The sequence below is a fragment of the Runella defluvii genome, assembly GCF_014195535.1.
Classification (GTDB): domain Bacteria; phylum Bacteroidota; class Bacteroidia; order Cytophagales; family Spirosomataceae; genus Runella; species Runella defluvii.
The window spans coordinates 127,094-145,458 of sequence record NZ_JACIBY010000014.1; the positions used below are offsets into that span (position 1 = coordinate 127,094).

Consider the following 18,365-nt stretch of genomic DNA (forward strand, 5'->3'; position numbering starts at 1 on the left):
AACGTTCATCAGGAACACTGGCTCTTACATTACCCTTTTTGTTTCGGTTTTAGTTGATTCTTTTTGGATTCACCACCACGTATTTGATGGACTTATTTTTGTTGTCGGCGTGGGCAGAGTAAGTGATGTGCAAAAGCCCGTCGGGCGTTTGGATGAGGCAGGGGTACGAATAACCGCCTTTGTCGCGGGGATGGTCTTCTAAGCGGGTTTTCCATTTCCAGGTTTTGCCCTCGTCGTCAGAAAGATACAGGCTGACACGGTAGCGGCCGTCTTCAATGTCGTTGCCAAGAAAGGCCAACCGCCCATCTTGCAAATTCAATAATTCGACACTCGCGGTGTTCGGAATGTCACTCTTGACCGAAGCCGTCCACGATTCCCCTTGGTCGGACGATTCGCTCACGTGAACGCGCGTAGGGGCGTCGCCACTGTCGCGGAGGTAGGCAATGAGGTTGCCGTTTTTACGTACGGCCAACGCAGGCTGAATCGGCCCACGCCCCACCAAAGGAAGGCTAGGACGCCAAGTAGCGCCAAAATCGTCCGAAATGGCCATCATCGAAAAATTATATCCGTCGGAATAAAGGGGCAAAACAAGGCGTCCGTTTTCAAATTGAAGCGGTTTGATGCGTGTCATCCACCCGATGCTTCTTTTGGTGGCATCTTTGGCAGCTTCGATGACCATGTTGTCGTATTTGGGGGCATAACCCGCCCACCCTGCGGTGTATTCGGGTAGTTTCTTGAATTTCTCGGCTACTTCTTTGGCAAAACGGTCGTCGGGTTTGAGCAAAATATTGTCTTGCCAATTCCAAACGGGCGCACCGTTGCCGTTGTAATCCGTTGATGTTTTAAACCGAAGAATCGACTGTTCCCATTGATTGGCTTGTACGGCAATCCATACCAAAAACAAAGTGCCTTTTTGGTTTAAAAACAACACAGGATTGCAGTCGGGGAGGAGTGGGGTATCGGCCATTTCAAACGGCTCGCTCCATTTCGTTTGCCCTTTTTTGAGACGCGAACCCATGATTTTTACATCGTCGGCTGTACGTTCTCCGCTGCCATAAAACCATACCGAAAGAAAATCGCCGTTGGGCAAAGCCACAAGACTACTTCCGTGGACGTGTTTTTCTTGGGGTGGAAAAATCAGCGTCGATTGAACGATGGGGGATTGGGCAAAGGTGCTTTGAAGGAGACAAATAAAGGCAAAGAGGAAGAAAGAAAAATGGGATTTCATTGGTGCTTTTTTATGTTAAAAACTTGCTAAACCTATGAGGTTTGTTTTCCGTCGTTATCGAAACCTCATAGGTTTGGCTTACTTCACTTTCTTACGACGTTCCATTACTTCCCGCCAAGTGGTGAGAATGATGCCTTTCGATTGAATGTAAGCTTTCAACTCGGGACTCATCATCGACAGCATATCGGCATAGCGCGAACCGCCCGAAGCACTGATGTGTTTGAAAGCGTCGGTGATGTCGCTGCTGTGGACGATAAACATGGCCAAGCCTGGCTGCATGGCATTGAGGGTTTCGATGAATTGTTGAGCTTTATATTTGCCCCATTCTTCGGGAGATGGGTTCGGAGTGGATGGTTTCCAGTCGCCGCTGACGGTGTGCAAATCGTCCAAAACAGGTAAGCCCAATTGCCAGATTTTTTGTCCCACTGCCGTCGATGATTTCGTCAATTCAGGGTCAGGAAGTTTCATTCCTTCTTGCCATTTTCCTTCGGCTTTGAGTTTTTTGACCACAGGCAAATTGAGGCATTCTTTTAACAGTTTGTTGTTGCCTCCAGGAAACATGACAGGAATCTGGTACTCGGCTCCTACTTTGATGTAGCGTTCTAAAAAAGGTTGGTGTGCAAAAAGGGTACCCATGTGGGAGTCGAGGTGCGTGGGTTTGAGCCCCATGCGTAGCGCCCGCTCCACTTGCGCGCGGATTTCTTTTTCAACGTCGTCGGCCGTGCCATTTTTCACCACTTGAGCTACTTCGTGCCACAAATTGCCTTCGTTATCGACCAAACTAGGCACGTTCTGAAAGCCAGCCAGCGGTGTCCAGCGGTAATCGCGCCACTCAGAGGTAAGGGTAAGGTGAACCCCTGCGTCCAAATTGGGATTGCTTTTTTTGATGTAATTCACAAAACTCGCCGACCACGCACACGGAAACATGATGCTGCACGAAGTGGCAACGCCTTGCTCCACCGACTTGATGGTACCCTGATTGGACGAATAGGACATGCCTGGGTCGTCAACGTGAAAAATAACGACTTTGGCGCCTTTGGGCCAGCCAAGCTTTTCGGCGTAGGTCTCTTGGGCGTGTGCCCCAATAGCAAGTAGAGAGGCGGCTAAAAGAAGGGTTAATTTGTTGATTTTCATTGTATTGGTTTTTTATTTTTACCACATAGTTATCATAGGTAAGTTTCACATAGACCACATTAGTAAACTATGTTTTCTATGTGAAAAATTCTATGTTTTCTATGTGGTAAAAGAAACTAAAGACTCTGAGAGTAAGGCACAGATGTTTTACCCGTCGCCCATGTTTTATTAGGTTGGTCACCCATTTCAAACACCAATTCTCCTCCCGCCATGATTTCGCTGTGGTCAATCCAGCTACGGTCAAAAGGCTTGCCATTGAGGGTTGCCGATTGGATGTAGCGGTTTTTATCAGAATTGTTGTGGGTAATGATTTTGAACGTTTTTCCGTCTTTCACCCCAAAACTTACTTCGTCAAACAACGGACTAGCGATGACGTATTGCGAACTTCCAGGCGTTACCGAATAGAGCCCCATGCTACTCATTAAATACCATGAAGAAAGCGAACCCATGTCTTCGTTTCCACACAAACCCGCGGGTCCCGTGCGGTAGAAACGCTTGAGTACTTCGCGCACCCAGTACTGAGTTTTCCAAGGCTGAGCTGCGTAATTATACAAATAGGCTACGTGGTGCGAAGGCTGGTTTCCGTGAACATATTGGCCAATGGTGCCCACGACCCCAACGTATTTGGGCGGGGTAATGGACGCATCCATGTTGAAAAATGTATCCAAACGGTCGGCAAAAGCTTGATTTCCACCCAGTAGCTTTATCAGACCAGAGGCATCGTGCTGCACCGACCACAAATATTGCCATGCGTTTGACTCGGTATAATGGCGGTTGGGACGGCGACCTACCAAAAGCGGGTCGAAATAGCGGTAATAATGATGCTCACCTACGGAGTCGATGGCTTGCTGATTGGTTCCTAAGGCTTCTAACCAAGCACCGTTGGCACGGCGTGGACGCATAAATTGGGTGGAAGCGTCATAGACATTGCGGTAATTTTGGGCGCGACGGTAAAACAAAGCGGCATCGTCTTTTTTGCCCAATGCCTCGGCTAAACGCGCAATGCACCAGTCGTCGTAGGCCAATTCCATGGTGTTAGGCACCGATTCGGTCGTTCTGTCGCAGGGAGCGTAGCCAAGTTGGATGTAGTCAGCTAAACCAGCTCGGCCTGCGCTGGCAGGAATAGTGGCGGGCGGTGACTCCAAGGCTTTGCGGCGCATGGCAGCATAAAGCGCCTCAATGTCCCAGTCACTATAACCTTTAAAATAGGCGTCCACCACGACAGGAATCAGGTGGTCGCCCACCATGCTTGGGCGGTAGGTATTGCGGAAATGTTGGGCAGGAAGCCAGCCAAATTCTTGGGTTTTTGCACCAATGGATTTGACAAAATCATTGACGTGCTGAGGCGCAACAAGGGCCAGCAATGGATGCTGCGAACGATAGGTATCCCAACAAGAAAAGGATGTAAAAAAGCTGTAATTCTCCGCTTTATGGATTTTATGATCCATGCCCATGTATTGTCCATCGACGTCTTGCCCCGTATATTGGGATAATAAACTGCGGTAGAGAGCGGTGTAAAAAATTTCTTTTTGGGCCTCGTCATTGGTTTTGACAGCGACTCTTTTCAGTTCTTCGTTCCACGACTCGCGGGCATCATTTTTAACTTTGTCAAAATCCCAATGAGGAACTTCGGCTTGTAAGTTTTTGCGAGCACCCTCCACGCTTACGTGCGAAATCGCCACTTTGACCGTCACTTGGTCGCCTCTTTTGGTAGAATAACCCACAAAATAGCCAATATTGAGCCCTTTTTCTTCGGTTTTGTAAGGCCAATATCCCTCGGCCGATTCGGGTGTGATGTAGTCGTTGTCCCACGTACCGTAGTACTCAAAAGGACGGCTAAATTTTGCCACAAAATAAACCATTGTGCCGTTGGCGTCTTTGTACCCTTCAAGGGTAGAATCGTTTACCATTTTTACAAACGAATCCCCACTTGTAGCATTTCCTCCGATTTCGTGACCAATGTCCATCAAAATAGTCGCTTTTCGTGCTTTGGGGAACGTATAACGGTGCACTCCTACGCGGGTCGTAGCAGTAAGTTCGGCTTTTACTTTGGGGTCTTTGAGGAAAACCGAATAGTAACCAGGGTTGGCTACTTCGTCTTTTTTGTCATAACGGGAGCGATAGCCCGCGTCAGGGTTTTCTTTCGTTCCTGCCGAGGTTTGTACTTTGTCACCCACAATCGGCATCAAGAGCACGTCACCGCCCGTCGTCATGCCTACACCGCTGAAATGGGTGTGGCTAAAACCAATAATTGAGCTGTCGGCATAGGTATAGCCCGAGGCGTACGTCCATCCTTTTACGTCGTGGTCAGGACTGAGCTGCACCATGCCGTAGGGGAGCGTTGCACCAGGGAAAGTATGCCCAAAGAAATCGGTTCCGTTGAACGGGTCCACGTAATCGACGGGGTCTTTGGAAGACGAACCACACCCCCACCAAAGAAAGGACGTAGCTAAAAATAAAAAAGAGGTTGTATAAAAGTGCTTCATTTTCAAATTGTCTAAACCTTATAGGTTTCAAGAACCTATAAGGTTTGAGGAGGTAGTTTTACACCGTTTCAGTTATTTCTTCTTCTTTAAAAAGCAAGCTGACGAGTTTTTGATACTGCGAAAAATCAGGAATAATGAGTTGGGCGCCTGCTTTGACGAGGCGCGGACGTTTATCGAGGTTATACCCAAAACGTTGCACCTCATTGCTGGCAATTCCCACCGAAATTCCTCCCGAACGACGTCCTTCGCGGATTTCGTCGGGACCATCGCCCAACACTACCAATTCGTTTCCGTTGAGGTTGTTTTCGCGGATGATGCGTTCGATGATCATCTTTTTGGAGAACTTAGTGTATTCACGAAGTGCGCCGTAAATCCCTCCATCAAACAAATCGGCATAGCCAAGCACGGTGGCTTCGTTGCGAACATCGTCCACGTCGGTGCCGCTGGCGAGGTACATGGTGACACCGCGCGCTTTAAGTTCTTGCAAAAATGACACCGCACCTTTGAGGGTATAATCCTGCCAATCCAATTCGCCCGCTTGAAGTTTGGCAACGCGTTTGTCCACCAACTCCATCAGGGCGTCGTTGTAGATTTGTTTGTATTCAAACTTGTCCAAAATCTGCTCTTCTGGCACATAGCCCGCTTCCCGAACCATGTTGACCAGTCCTTCCATTTGATAAATGGTCTGAATACCCGTTGTTTTGTGGATAAATTCTTTGACCTGACGTAGCACTTTGTTGTACGTTGCTTGATCGACCGAATCGTAGTGACTTCCCAAAATCGCCTTCATCATCACGGGCTCCATGATTTCCTCCCAGCCGTGGCGGAGGGTGCTGATGGTGCCATCGTGGTCAAAAACGGCGTATTTGATGTGTCCAAGTCGGTCTAAAATAGACTCGTCGCAAAGCTCAATTTCGGTTTCGGGGAGAAAGACCGCTTGGCGAGGGTTTTCGGCTAAGTCAACTTGGTAGGCATAGTGTGGGTCTTGGCTGATGGCCAAAATTTCTTGTGCATTGGCAGTACCTGTGGTAAATAGTTTTTGTACCGTAACCCCTGCCGCAAAATTGGCAAACTCGGCGGCTTCGGCTGGACTCACCCCCACCGAAAGGCAGAGTGTAATGGCGCTGATAACGGTATCGCCCGCGCCTACGGTGTCGAGGCGGCTGGTGAGTTGTAGGCCAGGGACTTCGTTGAATCCTGTGGTGTCAAAAGACGTAATGCCTCGTGCCCCGCAGGTGACAAAAACGGGTTTTTGTGATGAGGTGTGCAGGGCTTTTCCGTAATTGATGACATCGGCACGGGGGAGAACCGTACGAGGCTCTACTTCTATGCCATTGAGGTGGGCGGCTTCTACGTCGTTTAGTTTTCGGTAAACGTTTGAAAAACGCTCGTTGAAGTGACGAGAATCGACTAAAATGATTTTGTGGCTGTATTGGTCAAAAAGGGCATTTGCTTTTTCGATAAAACTATCGTTGGTGATACTTCCTACGACTTGTTGGTTGAAAATCAGGGCATCACAGCTTTCCAAAGCAGATTGAATACTGGATAAAATCAATTCATCGGTTTCGAGCGAACGCTGATTATACACCCCAAAGTCGATGCGAGGTTTTTCCACACCTTCGACGTAGCGTTTGAGGTACGAATACGTTTGGAAATCTTCTTTTTGGACAAAAAGCGAGCTAGTGTCGGCTCCGAGGGCTTGCAGTTGAATCGCTAATTCACGACCAAAAATGTCATTGCCCACAACCCCAATTACTTTGATAGAAGCAGGCCCAAGGGCGGCTAGATTGGCAACCACATTGCCCGCCCCACCAGGGGTATAATAGTGACGTTCGACGGCTTGGGCTTGTAGCCCCGTTTCGATGGATACCTCCGAGTTGCGGGTGTCCATAATCCAGTAAGAATCAAGGCAATAGTCGCCATAGACAGCAACGTTGGCCGATTTTATTTTTTCAAGAATAGCATTGATGTGCAAGGTGTTCATAAAAACAGATGGGAATATCTACCGTTTAATTTTATTGGTAAATACTCCTACCAGAGAAATCAAGGCTATTGTTTTACTGATTAAATTCAAAGTTTATCTTCGTTTGGTGCTATGTGATTGGGGGTTGTGAGCAACCCTTTCGTTGAGATTTGAGAATCCCAACGCACGCGTGTGTGAGCGGGATTCTCAAATCCCGCGAAGGCGAGGATTCTTTCCCCTTTTCTTGGTGAATCAACAGAAATTTTCGTTACTTACTTTCGGAAATAACCGTGAACCTTACAACCTAAGTAATCCAACATTGACTTTTTGTAAAATGGAAGGCGAAAAAATAAAACAATTTTTCAAAAGTGTGCTTGAAAAATACATCTCAGAAGTACTTGTTATTTTTATCGGTATTTCAATCTCTTTTTTCTTTGATGAATGGCGAGAAAATAGACAAGACAGAGAAACGATGAAAAAGCACCTAGCTGTCTTGAGAGCTAATCTTGTTCAAGATACGACCCAACTCACATTTATGATAAATTTTGGTAATGGTATTGTGCGGAACATAGACAAACTAGCCTATTTTAGACAGGACTCAGAAATCACCGATAGTATTGATATGTATATTGACAATGCGGCAAGTTACTTGGTGTTTAAACCAAATCTGATTGCTTATGAAGAGATTAAGCAGTCGGCACACACAAATTTAATTGAAAACGATTCCTTAAAAACGCTTTTTTTATACCACTATACTTCCACCATCCAGAATTGTTTAGAGTGGTGTGAAGTGGATGAAACCCATACGATGACCCAGCTTATTCCAGAAATGACCATTTATTTTCCTGTGGTGGCAGATTCTCTAAATAAAGTATCTTCATTTGAAAAAGCGACGGCTTTGAAGGGGAAAAAACTTAGGAACTTGCTTCTAGCGAATTCTACCTACAAAAAAGTGACTATACAGTTTTTAAACATAACCAAAAAGTCAACCCAAGCCCTTTTGAAAAAAGTGGATGAAGAGCTGGCAAAAGATTGATGCACTGGGATTTGAGAATCCCAATGCACGCGCGTGAGCGGGATTCTCAAATCCCGCGTATGTGCGTAAGGTGTGCAAGGGTTCTCAAACCCTTGCGGTTTTTGAAGATGTTAGTAAACAGCACCTAAGAGTAATAACTTCTTGATTAAGAATGGATAACCAATAAAGCACAAAAGAATACCCCATTTGAAAAGAGTTTTGGGCAATGTGCCCGCGTCTTCATGAGGGAGGAGAACTTCTCTAATTGATTTGTAGAAATAATAGGAAATTTCCACTTTCTGCCCTACTTTATAAGGACAAGGTGTTTGATAATGAGTGGAATAATGCCGATGTGAGCCATGAGCGGTGACAAAATCGACGACTGGAGCTTCTCCCGTGCCTTCTTTTGAACTAAATAATGAACCAGGATTTTGACGAATTTCAATAATAGTACCTTCGGTTTTGGTGCCTTTTGAAGCAATTCGTTCAACGATTTTTGATTTATCGTAGGCGATGATAAGCATATATGTACCAACGAATGCCAGGAACGGCATAAATTGTATCAAGTAGGGAATAGGGTTCATTTTGCTCATTATTATCAATGAAGATGAAGCAAAATTGAACGCTATCATTAAACTGTGAAATTTTTTTGAGCTGAACCGTCACAAAATAGAGATAACACGTTGGTAAAAGGTGGTTGAAGTGAGCGTGATTCTCAAATCTCGCATATGTGTGTAAAGTGTGTGCAAGGGTTCTCAAACCCTTGCGGTTTTTGAAGAAATTCCTTTATCGTTAATGAGGTTGTGAGCAACCCTTTCGTTGGGATTTGAGAATCCCAACGCACGTGAGTGAGCGGGATTCTCAAATCCCGCGTATGTGCGTAAGGTGTGTGCGAGGGTTCTCAAACCCTTGTTGCTGTTAAATATGTGCCTTAGGATTGGTTTAAGTGTTTTGCAAAGATAGCGCGAGGCTCCCCCTCGTGCTGAGGATTGAAAGGCTTCCAGCCGACTGATGCAACAGTAAACTGCTAGTTTCATCGGGGTTGTGAGCAACCCCTCGTTGGGATTTGAGAATCCCAACGCACGCGACGCCCGTGTGTGAGCGGGATTCTCAAATCCCGCCGCTAGACAAGCGAAAAAAGATAGCCTGATTTTTTCATATTTTGCTTGTATTACACAAAATATGTACATAATATTGTACAACAAATGGTACAAAGTATGATAACGGCAACTATTTCCGACTTTAGAAAAGATATCAAATCTTACCTTGATAAGGTAGTCCAGAATTTTGAAACATTAATCATTAATCGAGGTAAAGACGAGGGAATTGTCATTATGTCTTTAGAAGAATACAATTCGCTGATGGCTACTAGTCACGAATTATCTTCTCGAAAAAATGAACGTAGGTTAGATTCTGCCATAGAAAAATTTAAAAATGGTAAATCATTTGCCAAAGACTTAACTGAGCTATGAAATATGTCTTTGTAGATGAATCTTGGGAAGATTATGTTTATTGGCAAAATACAGATAAAAAGAAGTTAAAAAGAATCAATGAACTCTTGAAAGATATTGCAAGAAATCCTTTTGATGGTATTGGTAAACCTGAACCATTAAAACACAAGTATTCTGGTTTCTGGTCAAGAAGAATTGATGAAGAGCATCGCTTAATTTACAGGTTCGAAAATGAAGAGATACATATTCTAAAATGTAGATTTCATTACGATTAAAAACACGAATAGCGCGAGGCTCCGCCTCGTGCTCAGGATTGGAAGACTTCCAGCCGACGGATGCAATAGTAAACCGCTAGTTTCATCGGGGTTGTGAGCAACCCTTTCGTTGGGATTTGAGAATCCCAACGCACGCGCGTGAGCGGGATTCTCAAATCCCGCGTATGTGCGTAAAGTGTGTGCAAGGGTTCTCAAACCCTTGCGGTTTGTTCCAGACTAAAGCTCAAACTTTATCCCTTGCGCCAGCGGTAGCGTAGTACCGTAATTGATGGTATTGGTTTGGCGGCGCATGTAAGCTTTCCACGCATCCGAACCCGATTCGCGGCCACCGCCCGTTTCTTTTTCTCCCCCAAAAGCTCCTCCAATTTCTGCGCCCGAAGTTCCGATATTAACATTCGCAATACCGCAATCCGAACCTGCTTGGCTCAAAAATTGCTCCGCTTCGCGCAGATGTAAGGTGAAGATGGCCGACGAGAGTCCTTGAGGAACACCGTTTTGTAAGGCAATGGCTTCGTCAAGTGTTTTGTATTTGATTAAATAAAGAATCGGCGCAAAGGTTTCGTGTTGGACGACGGGCCAATGATTTTCGACCTCCGCAATGCAAGGCTTTACGTAACAACCCGAACCAAAATCGTCGCCCGATAAAACGCGAGGTTCTACGGCAAACGTCCCGCCCAAGGCCCCCACTTGCGCTACGGCCGACTGGTAACTTTGCACCGCAGCTTCGTCAATCAAAGGGCCCACGTGGTTATGAGCGTCCAACGGATTGCCAATGCGAAGCTGTCCGTAAGCTTTGACCAACTGATTCTTGACATCTTCGTAGATACTTTCGTGAATAATTAGGCGGCGAGTGGTGGTGCAACGCTGCCCTGCCGTGCCCACTGCCCCAAAAACAATGGCAGGAATGGCCAAGGGGAGGTCGGCATGTTGCGAAACGATGATGGCGTTGTTGCCACCCAATTCTAACAAACTTCGTCCCAAACGCCCGCCTACTGCTTGCCCGACGGCTTTCCCCATACGCGTGCTACCTGTGGCCGATACGAGAGGAATGCGCTCGTCGTGCGAGAGCCATTCGCCCACTTCGCGACCACCCACAATCAGCCCCGAAACTCCTTCGGGTACGTCATTGGATTTCAATACCTCCTGAATAATATGCTGACAAGCAATGGCCGTCAAAGGCGTTTTTTCAGACGGTTTCCACACGCAGACATCGCCGCAGACCCAGGCCAGCATGGTATTCCACGACCAAACGGCTACGGGAAAATTGAAGGCTGAAATAATGCCGACAATGCCGATGGGATGCCATTGCTCATACATGCGGTGCGAAGGGCGTTCGCTGTGCATCGTCAGGCCGTATAACTGGCGTGAAAGCCCCACGGCAAAGTCGCAGATGTCGATGATTTCTTGTACTTCGCCAAGTCCTTCTTGGAGGCTTTTCCCCATTTCGTAGCTGACGAGTGTTCCTAATTCGGTTTTGTATTTTCTAAACTGTTCGCCCATTTGGCGCACAATATCGCCGCGTTTTGGCGCGGGAACAAGTCGCCACGTTTTAAAAGCTTCTTGGGCTTGTCCTACGACGGTGTCGTAGTCTTGGCGATTTGCAGATTGTACTTTTCCAATAAGTTTACCATCCACGGGTGAGTACGAAGCGATTTCTTCGCCTTGGCCCGCCCACGTGGCTAATCCCGTACTGATACCATGATTTGATTCCGCGATGCGGAGTTTGTTAAGAATGTCTTGCATGTAAGTTAAGGCCGTCGAAACGGTTGATTTTTGGATGATTGATGAAGTTTCTGAAGCAAATGTACAATAATTTACTATTGAAGTAGCGTCTTTCGATACACCGAAGGACTCTGATTTTTGTGGGCTTTGAAGACGCGATTAAAATACGCAATGTTGCCAAAACCACATTCAAAACTCACGTCGGTAATGCTTTTATCAGTAGCCAACAAACGACAGGCTTGATTGACACGGTATTGGTTCATAAAATCGGTAAAAGTAAGGTTCATCATTTTTTTGAAATAATGACAAAACGAAGGAACGGCCAAGTGAGCTACCGAGGCTACTTCTTGAATATCAACGGGTTTTTGGTAATTTTCTTCTACGTATTTGAGAATACGATTCAGCCGTGCTTCGTCTTTGGAATTAATTTCGAGTTTCAGTCCTTCCATGTTTAGAAGCGAGTAGTCTTGCGTATGCGCCAGCAAGTGCAAGATTTGAATAAGCTCCATCAACCGCTCAAAAGGGGATAACGTAAGGAGTTTTTTGAGCCGTTTTTGGATTTTGATTTTTGTCTCTCCGTGAAAACATACGCCTTGCTTCGACCGAGCAAACAACTGACGAATGGGCGTCATTTCGGGCATTTCTAAAAACTGTTCGCCCCAAAAATTTTCTTTCAACTGCACCACGATTTCTTCGTGTGGCCCGATGGCTTCTTGACCAAAACCTGAATGCGGGAGGTTGGGGCCGATGAACACCAAGTCGCCGTCGTCGTATTGGCTGACGTGCGTCCCCACGTGCCGCCGTCCCGAACCGCCAAAAACACTGACGATTTCGTACTCGGGATGATAGTGGTATTGCCAACGAAAAAGCTCAGGCAAAACAACGTTGTGAATGATTCGGAAAGAGCTGCCCTCGTCGGGTTGGACAATTTCGTATTCAGTTTTCATACCCTGTGTTAAGCTATTTTTGGTAAAAATAAGGAAAAGATTCTTAATACAGGATAAAAACTGAACAATACAAGTTTATTTTTTTACCAAAAAAAAGTTGAATTTTGTTGTGAAAAAATTGGACTTGGCTTTATCTCACTCACCTATGATGAAAGGGGAGCGCTTTCAACCGCTCCCCTTCCTTTTTCCCACCGATTTTCGTTCTATTGTCGCTCGACCCTTAAACGTCTAACCATAACCAATTCTCTAAATGCAATCGTACTGGAAAGTTAAGCTGTCGATTTTTCTAAATTATTTCGTTTTTGCCATTTTGCTCAATAGCGTAGGAACGGTGATTTTGCAAGTTCAACGCACCTACGGCGTCTCCGAAACTTCTGCCTCGGTGCTCGAAGCTTTCAAAGATTTGACCATTGCGGCCGTATCATTTATAGTTGCTTCTTATATCAACCGATTGGGATACAAACGTGCCATGTTGATTGCCTTGGGTGGCAATGCGTTGATTTGTTTTTTAATGCCTACCATTCATTCGTTTGGAATGACCAAACTCCTTTTTGCCGTTGCAGGTGCGGGTTTTGCGCTCATCAAAGTGTCGGTCTATGGTACGATTGGCTTGGTGACGGCGGATAAAAAAGAGCATATCAGTCTCATGAATTTCATTGAGTCTTTCTTTATGATTGGGATATTAACTGGCTACTTTATTTTTACCAGTTTTATGGACGAATCCACTCCCACGGCTTGGCTCAATGTGTATTATATGCTCGGAGGCATTGCGTTGGTGGCTTTCTTGCTTCTCCTAACCACTCCTCTGGATGAGTCATCGTTAAAGGTCGATAGCAGTAAGCCCGTTTTTGAAGATTTTGCCGAAATGCTCCGCTTGGTCATTTTGCCTTTGGTGTTGGTGTTTGTGATATGCGCGTTTACCTACGTTTTGATTGAGCAAAGCATCATGAGTTGGCTACCGACTTTTAATAATAAAGTGCTAAAACTACCCGCAACTTTGAGCATTCAAATGGCTAGTTTATTGGCAATTGCGACGGCACTGGGTCGTTTTTTGGCGGGTGTTGTGTTAAAAAGACTCAACTGGATGGTGGTGCTGGTTGGCTGCTTGGTGATTTCGGCGGGCTTGGTACTGATTGCCCTACCGCTGGCAGAAGGGGTAGATACGTCAGCCGTGACAGGCTGGGGAAATGCGCCCGTGGCGGCATTCATTTTTCCAATGATTGGGTTGTTTTTAGCACCTATTTACCCTGCCATTAATTCGCTTATTCTGAGCTCATTACCCGTCAAACAGCACGGAATTATGTCGGGACTGATTGTGATTTTTTCGGCATTGGGTGGAACAACGGGTTCACTCATAACGGGTTATGTATTTGAACATTATGGGGGACAAACGGCTTTCTATTTTTCACTTTTACCCATCAGCATTTTGACCGTCGCGCTGTTTTTCTTTAGCCGCCTACAAGGCTCAAATAGCTCCGTTGATATTAGCGGTGCGGGAGCAGGACATTGAACTTCTCGAAAGTTTAAAACTTTCGGGAAGTTTTAGGGCGGAAGTTTCAGAATATACCAAAATAACGTTGTAAGATGACTATTTCAGAAGCACAAAAATCAGGTTTTTTGCTGGCCGAATCATTGGGCGACTTATACGAAGATGTCCAACAAAGTGCGCTATTTTCGGACTCTAAAACGTTTATGGATGCCGTAGCTCAACAACCTATCGGAGAGATTGTTGAGGCGTATTTGGTTCAAAAACAGACGCCTTCGTTCGATTTAGCCAGTTTTGTAACGGCGCATTTTTTGCTTCCTACTGAGCAGCCAACGGGGTATTATAACGACGCTTCCAAACCCATCAAACAGCACATCGAAGACCTGTGGACGGTTTTGACACGACAGCCGCAAGATACGGGCGGAACCTTAATTCCGTTGCCTTATTCGTATGTTGTGCCTGGCGGACGCTTTCGAGAGGTATATTATTGGGATTCGTATTTTACCATGTTGGGCTTGCAAGTCTCAAAGCGGACAGATTTGATTGAGGCGATGGTCAATAATTTTGCGTATCTGATTGATCACGTGGGTTTTATTCCCAACGGTAACCGAACGTATTACCTTGGGCGTTCGCAGCCGCCGTTTTTTGCGTTGATGGTTTCGTTGCTGGCCGAAGAAATAGGGGAGGAAGTGTGGAAACGTTATTTGCCGCAACTGGAGAAAGAATATTCGTTTTGGATGAAGGAAGAAAATGAGGAAGTTGAGGCAAGTTTTCGGCGAATAATCTTACCAAACGGTGCCGTGCTGAATCGTTATTGGGACGACAATGCCCTGCCCCGCCCCGAAGCTTACAAAGAGGATGTTGAATTGGCGCATGAAGCGTCTCATTCTTCGCCTGAAACAGTGTATCGGCACGTTCGCGCGGCGGCCGAATCGGGTTGGGATTTTAGCAGCCGTTGGTTTACAGAAGGCCAATCCATGACGACCATTCATACCACCGATTTGCTCCCCGTTGACCTGAATTGCCTTCTTTTATTTTTAGAACAATCGCTTGAACGGGCTTATCGGTTGCAAAATAACCTTGTCAAAGCGGAGGAACTAGCGGGATTAGCATCGCAACGAGCAGCCGCCATCCAAACGTATTGTTGGGATGCTTCGCAGGTATTTTATGTGGATTATAATTGGGTAGAACAAGTCCCTTCCCCAAATTTGACCTTGGCTGCTACCTTTCCGTTGTTTTTTGGGGTGGCTACTCCCGAACAGGCGAAATGGGTAGCGAGTCAATTAGAAGAAAAATTCTTAAAAACAGGAGGTTTAATCACCACTTTACAAACCACTCCTCAGCAGTGGGATGCTCCCAATGGCTGGGCCCCTTTGCAATGGATGGCATACGCTGGAGCAAAACGCTACGGCCTTACCGATGTCGCCGATAAGATTGCGCAAAATTGGACAAAAAACTGTGAGTCATACTACCAAAAAACGGGCAAACTCATGGAAAAATACAACGTTCAAACGGACGAGCTATCGGCCCAAGGAGGTGAGTACCCCAACCAAGACGGATTCGGATGGACCAATGGGGTGTATCTAAAAATGAAGCAGGAGCTAGGTTAGACTTTCCAAGTTTTCAAAACTTGGAAAGTCTAATCGTCAGCATTTATAAAGCCGAGGGACTTTTATTTCGCTTTTTTGATTTCAAAAATCCTTACGCTGTTGGGAGCCATCTCTACCGAAACACCTTTTTGAGCTTCTATTGTGAGCGTTTCGGGGTGCATAAAGATTTCTTTTAATGTATAATTCCCCGTCGCCGAAAGTCCCATCGTTTCCCACGCGTGGGTGGGTAGTTGAATGGTTGCTTTTGCGCCTTGTTGTAAATCAAAGTTGCAGACAATCAAGAGTTTTTGTTTGTCGGTATGGCGCAAGTAGGTGTACATTTTGGCGCTGTTGTAACCCGCAGTTTGACCGTTAGCGTATTGCAAATCATAAAACGCACCGTTTTGAATCGCGTCTGAAGTGTTGGTCAGTTTTAGTAAATCTTGGTAAAACTTGCGCAGCGTTTTTTGGTCGGGCGAAAGTTTTCCTCCGTCAAATTTTCCACCGTTGACCCACGCTTGGTATTCGGGTACGCCCCAATAGTCAAACATCGTTGTGCGTCCATCTTCCCCCGAAAAACCTTCGGCTACCGTTGGGGTAACACCTACTTCTTGGCCAAAATAAAGCATCAACGGCCCCGTGTGGAGCGTAGCCGAAACAACCATGGCAGGAATGGCGTAAAATGGATTTTTGGCAAAATAGGTGGAAGCAATGCGGTGTTCGTCGTGGTTTTCGAGGAAACGAAGCATTCGATTGCTAAAATTCCCCGATTCGTTTTGCCAAACGCGCGTGATGTCGCCCGTATGTCCGTGACCTTCCATCAAACGGCGGAGCGAGTCGTACAGACCTACTTTGTCGTAGAGATAGTCAAATTTTCCGTTGAAAAGGTAATTGTGGTATTCGGCAGGATTGTAGATTTCGGCGATGAAGATTTGATTTGGATACACCTTTTTTACTTCAGGAATCACCCATCCCCAAAACTCAAAAGGCACCATTTCGGCCATGTCGCACCGAAAACCATCGACGCCCTTTTGCGCCCAATACAGCAAAATATCTCGCATCTTGAGCCAAGTGCTCGGAATCGGGTCAAAGTGCTTTTGGCGGCCGTTGAGGTAATCAACCCCATAGTTCAATTTAATGGTTTCAAACCAGTCGTTGATGCTAGGTTTTGCTGCAAAAACGTCGTTTCCAGTCGCTTTGGCGGGATTTTCGGCATACGGAAATGCTTCAACCCCTGGTGGAATTGGAACGTTGTCGGGTACTTGAAACGCTTGATTGGGGAGGTAATAAAAGTTGTTTTGAGGGTCAAAAGGAACGTTTTTGTTGTCATCTTCCCCAAAATCTTTGACACCTTGGGGCTTCATATCCGAATGATACTGCCGCGCAACGTGGTTGGGGACGCAATCGATAATTACCTTCAAGTTGGCTTTGTGTGACCGCTCGACGAGGGCTTCAAACTCCTTCATACGATTTGGGACATCAACGGCTAAATCAGGATTGACGTCGTAGTAATCCTTGATGGCGTAGGGCGAACCCGCAATTCCTTTGACCACGTACGGGTTATCTTTTGGGATGCCAAAAGCGGAATAATCAGTCATGGTAGCGTGCTCAATGACGCCCGTGAACCAAACGTGTGAAATGCCGAACTTTTTGAGCGAAGTGAGGGCTTTGTCGGTAATGTCGTTGAATTTACCAACGCCGTTTTCGTCGCGACTTCCGTAAAATTTGTTGGTGGTTTTTAGGTTGCCAAAGAGGCGCGTGTAAATTTGATAAACTACAATTTTGTCAGAGGTGGGTAAAGACATACGCGGTGAAAATTTAGGTGAAGGCTGGGCAAGTGATTGAAAAGTTGATGCTACAGCAACCACCCCCAAGATGGTTTTGGTGAGTGCTTTCATTGATCATAGGTTAGTTAAAAAAAGGTTCTTTTTTCAAAAATAGGCGGATTAGCGCATATTTGCAAGATGCAAGACGTCACTTCTCCTCCGCGTGTTCTTTTAGTAAGCACGGTTCATCCCGCCACCGACCCTCGGATTGTGGGGAAAATTGCGTCAAGTTTAAAGCAGCACTTTGAAGTGCAGGTACTTTTGCCCGAGCAACCTGTTTCGGGTGCGTTTTTGAAAGTTCGGTTTCCTTTTTTCAAACGGATTTGGCAAAGGGTATTGGTGGCTCAACCCGTGATATTGCTTCATTTTCTGAGAACCCGCCCGCAATTTGTTCATATTTTTGTGGCCGAGTTGCTGCCATTAGCCTTTGTTTTTCAGTGGCTTGGCGCAGAAGTGATTTATGAAGTACAGGAAAATTTATACAAAAAGATTCCTCTCAAAACCTATAACCGAGGCTGGCTTTGGGTGCGTCTTTTTCAGTTTTTTGACCAACGTGCCCGAAAGCGCTTCAAGTTTGTTTTTACCGAAGACGCTTACCTCAGCGAATATCAGAACCTGACGAAAGCCTATGCGGTAGTTCACAATTTTGCTGCTTCGGAGTGGCTTTTGGTACCGCCGCCCGTTCCAAATCTTAACCAACCTACTTTTTTTTACGCAGGAGTTATAAGTGTTGAACGGGCGTTTGATACGCTTGTAAAAGCAATTGTTGTTGTCAAAAAGAAATACCCTGCGGTTCGTGTTCAGCTGTTTGGCCCCGTACGTATCCCTAACCTGACCCAATTAGACGGGCATCAAGAAGTAAAAGAAAATCTGATTTTTTACGGTTACCGAACTCAATCAGAGGCGTTTGTATATGCCCGTGAGGCATTGGCGGGCATCGCATTGCTCAAGCCCGTCGGCGATTATGTCGATTCTTACCCCACCAAATTGTTTGATTACATGGCGTTAGCGTTGCCCGTCATCACGTCCGATTTGCCGTTGTTAACAAATGTCGTCAATGAAAGCCAATGCGGGTTTTGCGTCAATCCGTATGATGCAGATGCGTTGGCAGAACAGCTGATTTGGTGCATCGAAAATCCCCAAAATTTGAAAAAAATGGGGGAGAATGGCCGTGATGCAATAAAGGAAAAATACAATTGGGCTAATGAAGCCAAAAAGCTGGTAGAATTGTACCGAAAATAGA

The 18,365-nt window shown here is 45.9% G+C and carries 14 protein-coding genes; 6 read left to right on the plus strand and 8 right to left on the minus strand.

The genetic code is table 11. The features are described 5' to 3' along the window. Window positions 1-49 precede the first annotated feature (49 nt). The 4 genes from FHS57_RS25405 to FHS57_RS25420 form a co-directional block, all read right to left on the minus strand. Window positions 50-1,228 carry a sialidase family protein gene (locus FHS57_RS25405; protein WP_183978644.1) on the minus strand — a complete coding sequence of 393 codons (1,179 nt, stop codon included), beginning with the start codon at window positions 1,226-1,228 and terminating at the stop codon, window positions 50-52. A gap of 78 nt (window positions 1,229-1,306) precedes the next feature. After that, the gene (locus FHS57_RS25410; RefSeq protein WP_183978646.1) at window positions 1,307-2,362 is read right to left on the minus strand and encodes a polysaccharide deacetylase family protein; all 1,056 of its coding nucleotides are present in this window, start codon (window positions 2,360-2,362) and stop codon (window positions 1,307-1,309) included. Between the two features lie 116 nt (window positions 2,363-2,478). Further along, window positions 2,479-4,848, minus strand: a complete 2,370-nt coding sequence (locus FHS57_RS25415) for a GH92 family glycosyl hydrolase (RefSeq protein ID WP_229601451.1) — start codon at window positions 4,846-4,848, stop codon at window positions 2,479-2,481. A 58-nt stretch (window positions 4,849-4,906) separates the two neighbouring features. Next, window positions 4,907-6,832, minus strand: a complete 1,926-nt coding sequence (locus FHS57_RS25420; RefSeq protein ID WP_183978648.1) for a PfkB family carbohydrate kinase — start codon at window positions 6,830-6,832, stop codon at window positions 4,907-4,909. A gap of 313 nt (window positions 6,833-7,145) precedes the next feature. Between FHS57_RS25420 and FHS57_RS25425 the strand changes: the two genes are divergently transcribed. Continuing rightward, window positions 7,146-7,847 (plus strand): hypothetical protein, encoded by a 702-nt coding sequence (locus FHS57_RS25425; RefSeq protein WP_183978650.1) that lies wholly within the window; start codon window positions 7,146-7,148, stop codon window positions 7,845-7,847. A 110-nt stretch (window positions 7,848-7,957) separates the two neighbouring features. Here FHS57_RS25425 and FHS57_RS25430 read toward each other — a convergent pair whose 3' ends face one another. Further along, a complete protein-coding gene (locus FHS57_RS25430; RefSeq protein WP_183978652.1) occupies window positions 7,958-8,410 on the minus strand; it encodes a DUF3592 domain-containing protein in 453 nt (150 codons plus the stop codon). A 633-nt stretch (window positions 8,411-9,043) separates the two neighbouring features. Here FHS57_RS25430 and FHS57_RS25435 point away from each other — a divergent pair. Both FHS57_RS25435 and FHS57_RS25440 read left to right on the plus strand, forming a co-directional pair. Then, entirely contained in the window at window positions 9,044-9,298 is a 255-nt protein-coding gene (locus FHS57_RS25435) for a type II toxin-antitoxin system Phd/YefM family antitoxin (RefSeq protein ID WP_183978654.1), read from the plus strand. Further along, a complete protein-coding gene (locus FHS57_RS25440; RefSeq protein WP_183978656.1) occupies window positions 9,295-9,552 on the plus strand; it encodes a Txe/YoeB family addiction module toxin in 258 nt (85 codons plus the stop codon). Before FHS57_RS25435 ends, FHS57_RS25440 begins: the two co-directional genes overlap by 4 nt. Window positions 9,553-9,768: 216 nt before the next feature. On the opposite strand, the gene amaB is transcribed toward FHS57_RS25440, so the two are convergent. Together amaB and FHS57_RS25450 are read right to left on the minus strand one after the other, a co-directional pair. Further along, the gene (gene amaB / locus FHS57_RS25445; protein WP_183978658.1) at window positions 9,769-11,295 is read right to left on the minus strand and encodes an L-piperidine-6-carboxylate dehydrogenase; all 1,527 of its coding nucleotides are present in this window, start codon (window positions 11,293-11,295) and stop codon (window positions 9,769-9,771) included. A gap of 74 nt (window positions 11,296-11,369) precedes the next feature. Then, window positions 11,370-12,221: a helix-turn-helix domain-containing protein gene (locus FHS57_RS25450; RefSeq protein WP_183978660.1), complete on the minus strand. Its 852-nt coding sequence runs from the start codon at window positions 12,219-12,221 to the stop codon at window positions 11,370-11,372. 250 nt (window positions 12,222-12,471) lie between these two features. On the opposite strand from FHS57_RS25450, the gene FHS57_RS25455 reads away from it, so the two are divergent. Both FHS57_RS25455 and treF read left to right on the plus strand, forming a co-directional pair. Continuing rightward, the gene (locus FHS57_RS25455; RefSeq protein WP_183978662.1) at window positions 12,472-13,731 is read left to right on the plus strand and encodes an MFS transporter; all 1,260 of its coding nucleotides are present in this window, start codon (window positions 12,472-12,474) and stop codon (window positions 13,729-13,731) included. 74 nt (window positions 13,732-13,805) lie between these two features. Further along, a complete protein-coding gene (treF, locus tag FHS57_RS25460; protein WP_183978664.1) occupies window positions 13,806-15,317 on the plus strand; it encodes an alpha,alpha-trehalase TreF in 1,512 nt (503 codons plus the stop codon). A 62-nt stretch (window positions 15,318-15,379) separates the two neighbouring features. On the opposite strand, the gene FHS57_RS25465 is transcribed toward treF, so the two are convergent. Continuing rightward, a complete protein-coding gene (locus tag FHS57_RS25465) occupies window positions 15,380-17,101 on the minus strand; it encodes an alpha-amylase family protein (RefSeq protein WP_374758007.1) in 1,722 nt (573 codons plus the stop codon). Between the two features lie 159 nt (window positions 17,102-17,260). Here FHS57_RS25465 and FHS57_RS25470 point away from each other — a divergent pair, with 159 nt between their 5' ends. Then, window positions 17,261-18,364, plus strand: a complete 1,104-nt coding sequence (locus FHS57_RS25470; protein ID WP_183978668.1) for a glycosyltransferase — start codon at window positions 17,261-17,263, stop codon at window positions 18,362-18,364. The last annotated feature ends 1 nt before the right edge of the window (window position 18,365 follow it).

What these genes read in the sequence shown, in the direction of transcription:
- FHS57_RS25405 (WP_183978644.1), bottom strand. Translation starts at nt 1,228, where the DNA reads ATGAAATCCCATTTTTCTTTCTTCCTCTTTGCCTTTATTTGTCTCCTT.
- FHS57_RS25410 (WP_183978646.1), bottom strand. Translation starts at nt 2,362, where the DNA reads ATGAAAATCAACAAATTAACCCTTCTTTTAGCCGCCTCTCTACTTGCT.
- FHS57_RS25415 (WP_229601451.1), bottom strand. Translation starts at nt 4,848, where the DNA reads ATGAAGCACTTTTATACAACCTCTTTTTTATTTTTAGCTACGTCCTTT.
- FHS57_RS25420 (WP_183978648.1), bottom strand. Translation starts at nt 6,832, where the DNA reads ATGAACACCTTGCACATCAATGCTATTCTTGAAAAAATAAAATCGGCC.
- FHS57_RS25425 (WP_183978650.1), top strand. Translation starts at nt 7,146, where the DNA reads ATGGAAGGCGAAAAAATAAAACAATTTTTCAAAAGTGTGCTTGAAAAA.
- FHS57_RS25430 (WP_183978652.1), bottom strand. Translation starts at nt 8,410, where the DNA reads ATGAACCCTATTCCCTACTTGATACAATTTATGCCGTTCCTGGCATTC.
- FHS57_RS25435 (WP_183978654.1), top strand. Translation starts at nt 9,044, where the DNA reads ATGATAACGGCAACTATTTCCGACTTTAGAAAAGATATCAAATCTTAC.
- FHS57_RS25440 (WP_183978656.1), top strand. Translation starts at nt 9,295, where the DNA reads ATGAAATATGTCTTTGTAGATGAATCTTGGGAAGATTATGTTTATTGG.
- amaB (WP_183978658.1), bottom strand. Translation starts at nt 11,295, where the DNA reads ATGCAAGACATTCTTAACAAACTCCGCATCGCGGAATCAAATCATGGT.
- FHS57_RS25450 (WP_183978660.1), bottom strand. Translation starts at nt 12,221, where the DNA reads ATGAAAACTGAATACGAAATTGTCCAACCCGACGAGGGCAGCTCTTTC.
- FHS57_RS25455 (WP_183978662.1), top strand. Translation starts at nt 12,472, where the DNA reads ATGCAATCGTACTGGAAAGTTAAGCTGTCGATTTTTCTAAATTATTTC.
- treF (WP_183978664.1), top strand. Translation starts at nt 13,806, where the DNA reads ATGACTATTTCAGAAGCACAAAAATCAGGTTTTTTGCTGGCCGAATCA.
- FHS57_RS25465 (WP_374758007.1), bottom strand. Translation starts at nt 17,101, where the DNA reads ATGTCTTTACCCACCTCTGACAAAATTGTAGTTTATCAAATTTACACG.
- FHS57_RS25470 (WP_183978668.1), top strand. Translation starts at nt 17,261, where the DNA reads ATGCAAGACGTCACTTCTCCTCCGCGTGTTCTTTTAGTAAGCACGGTT.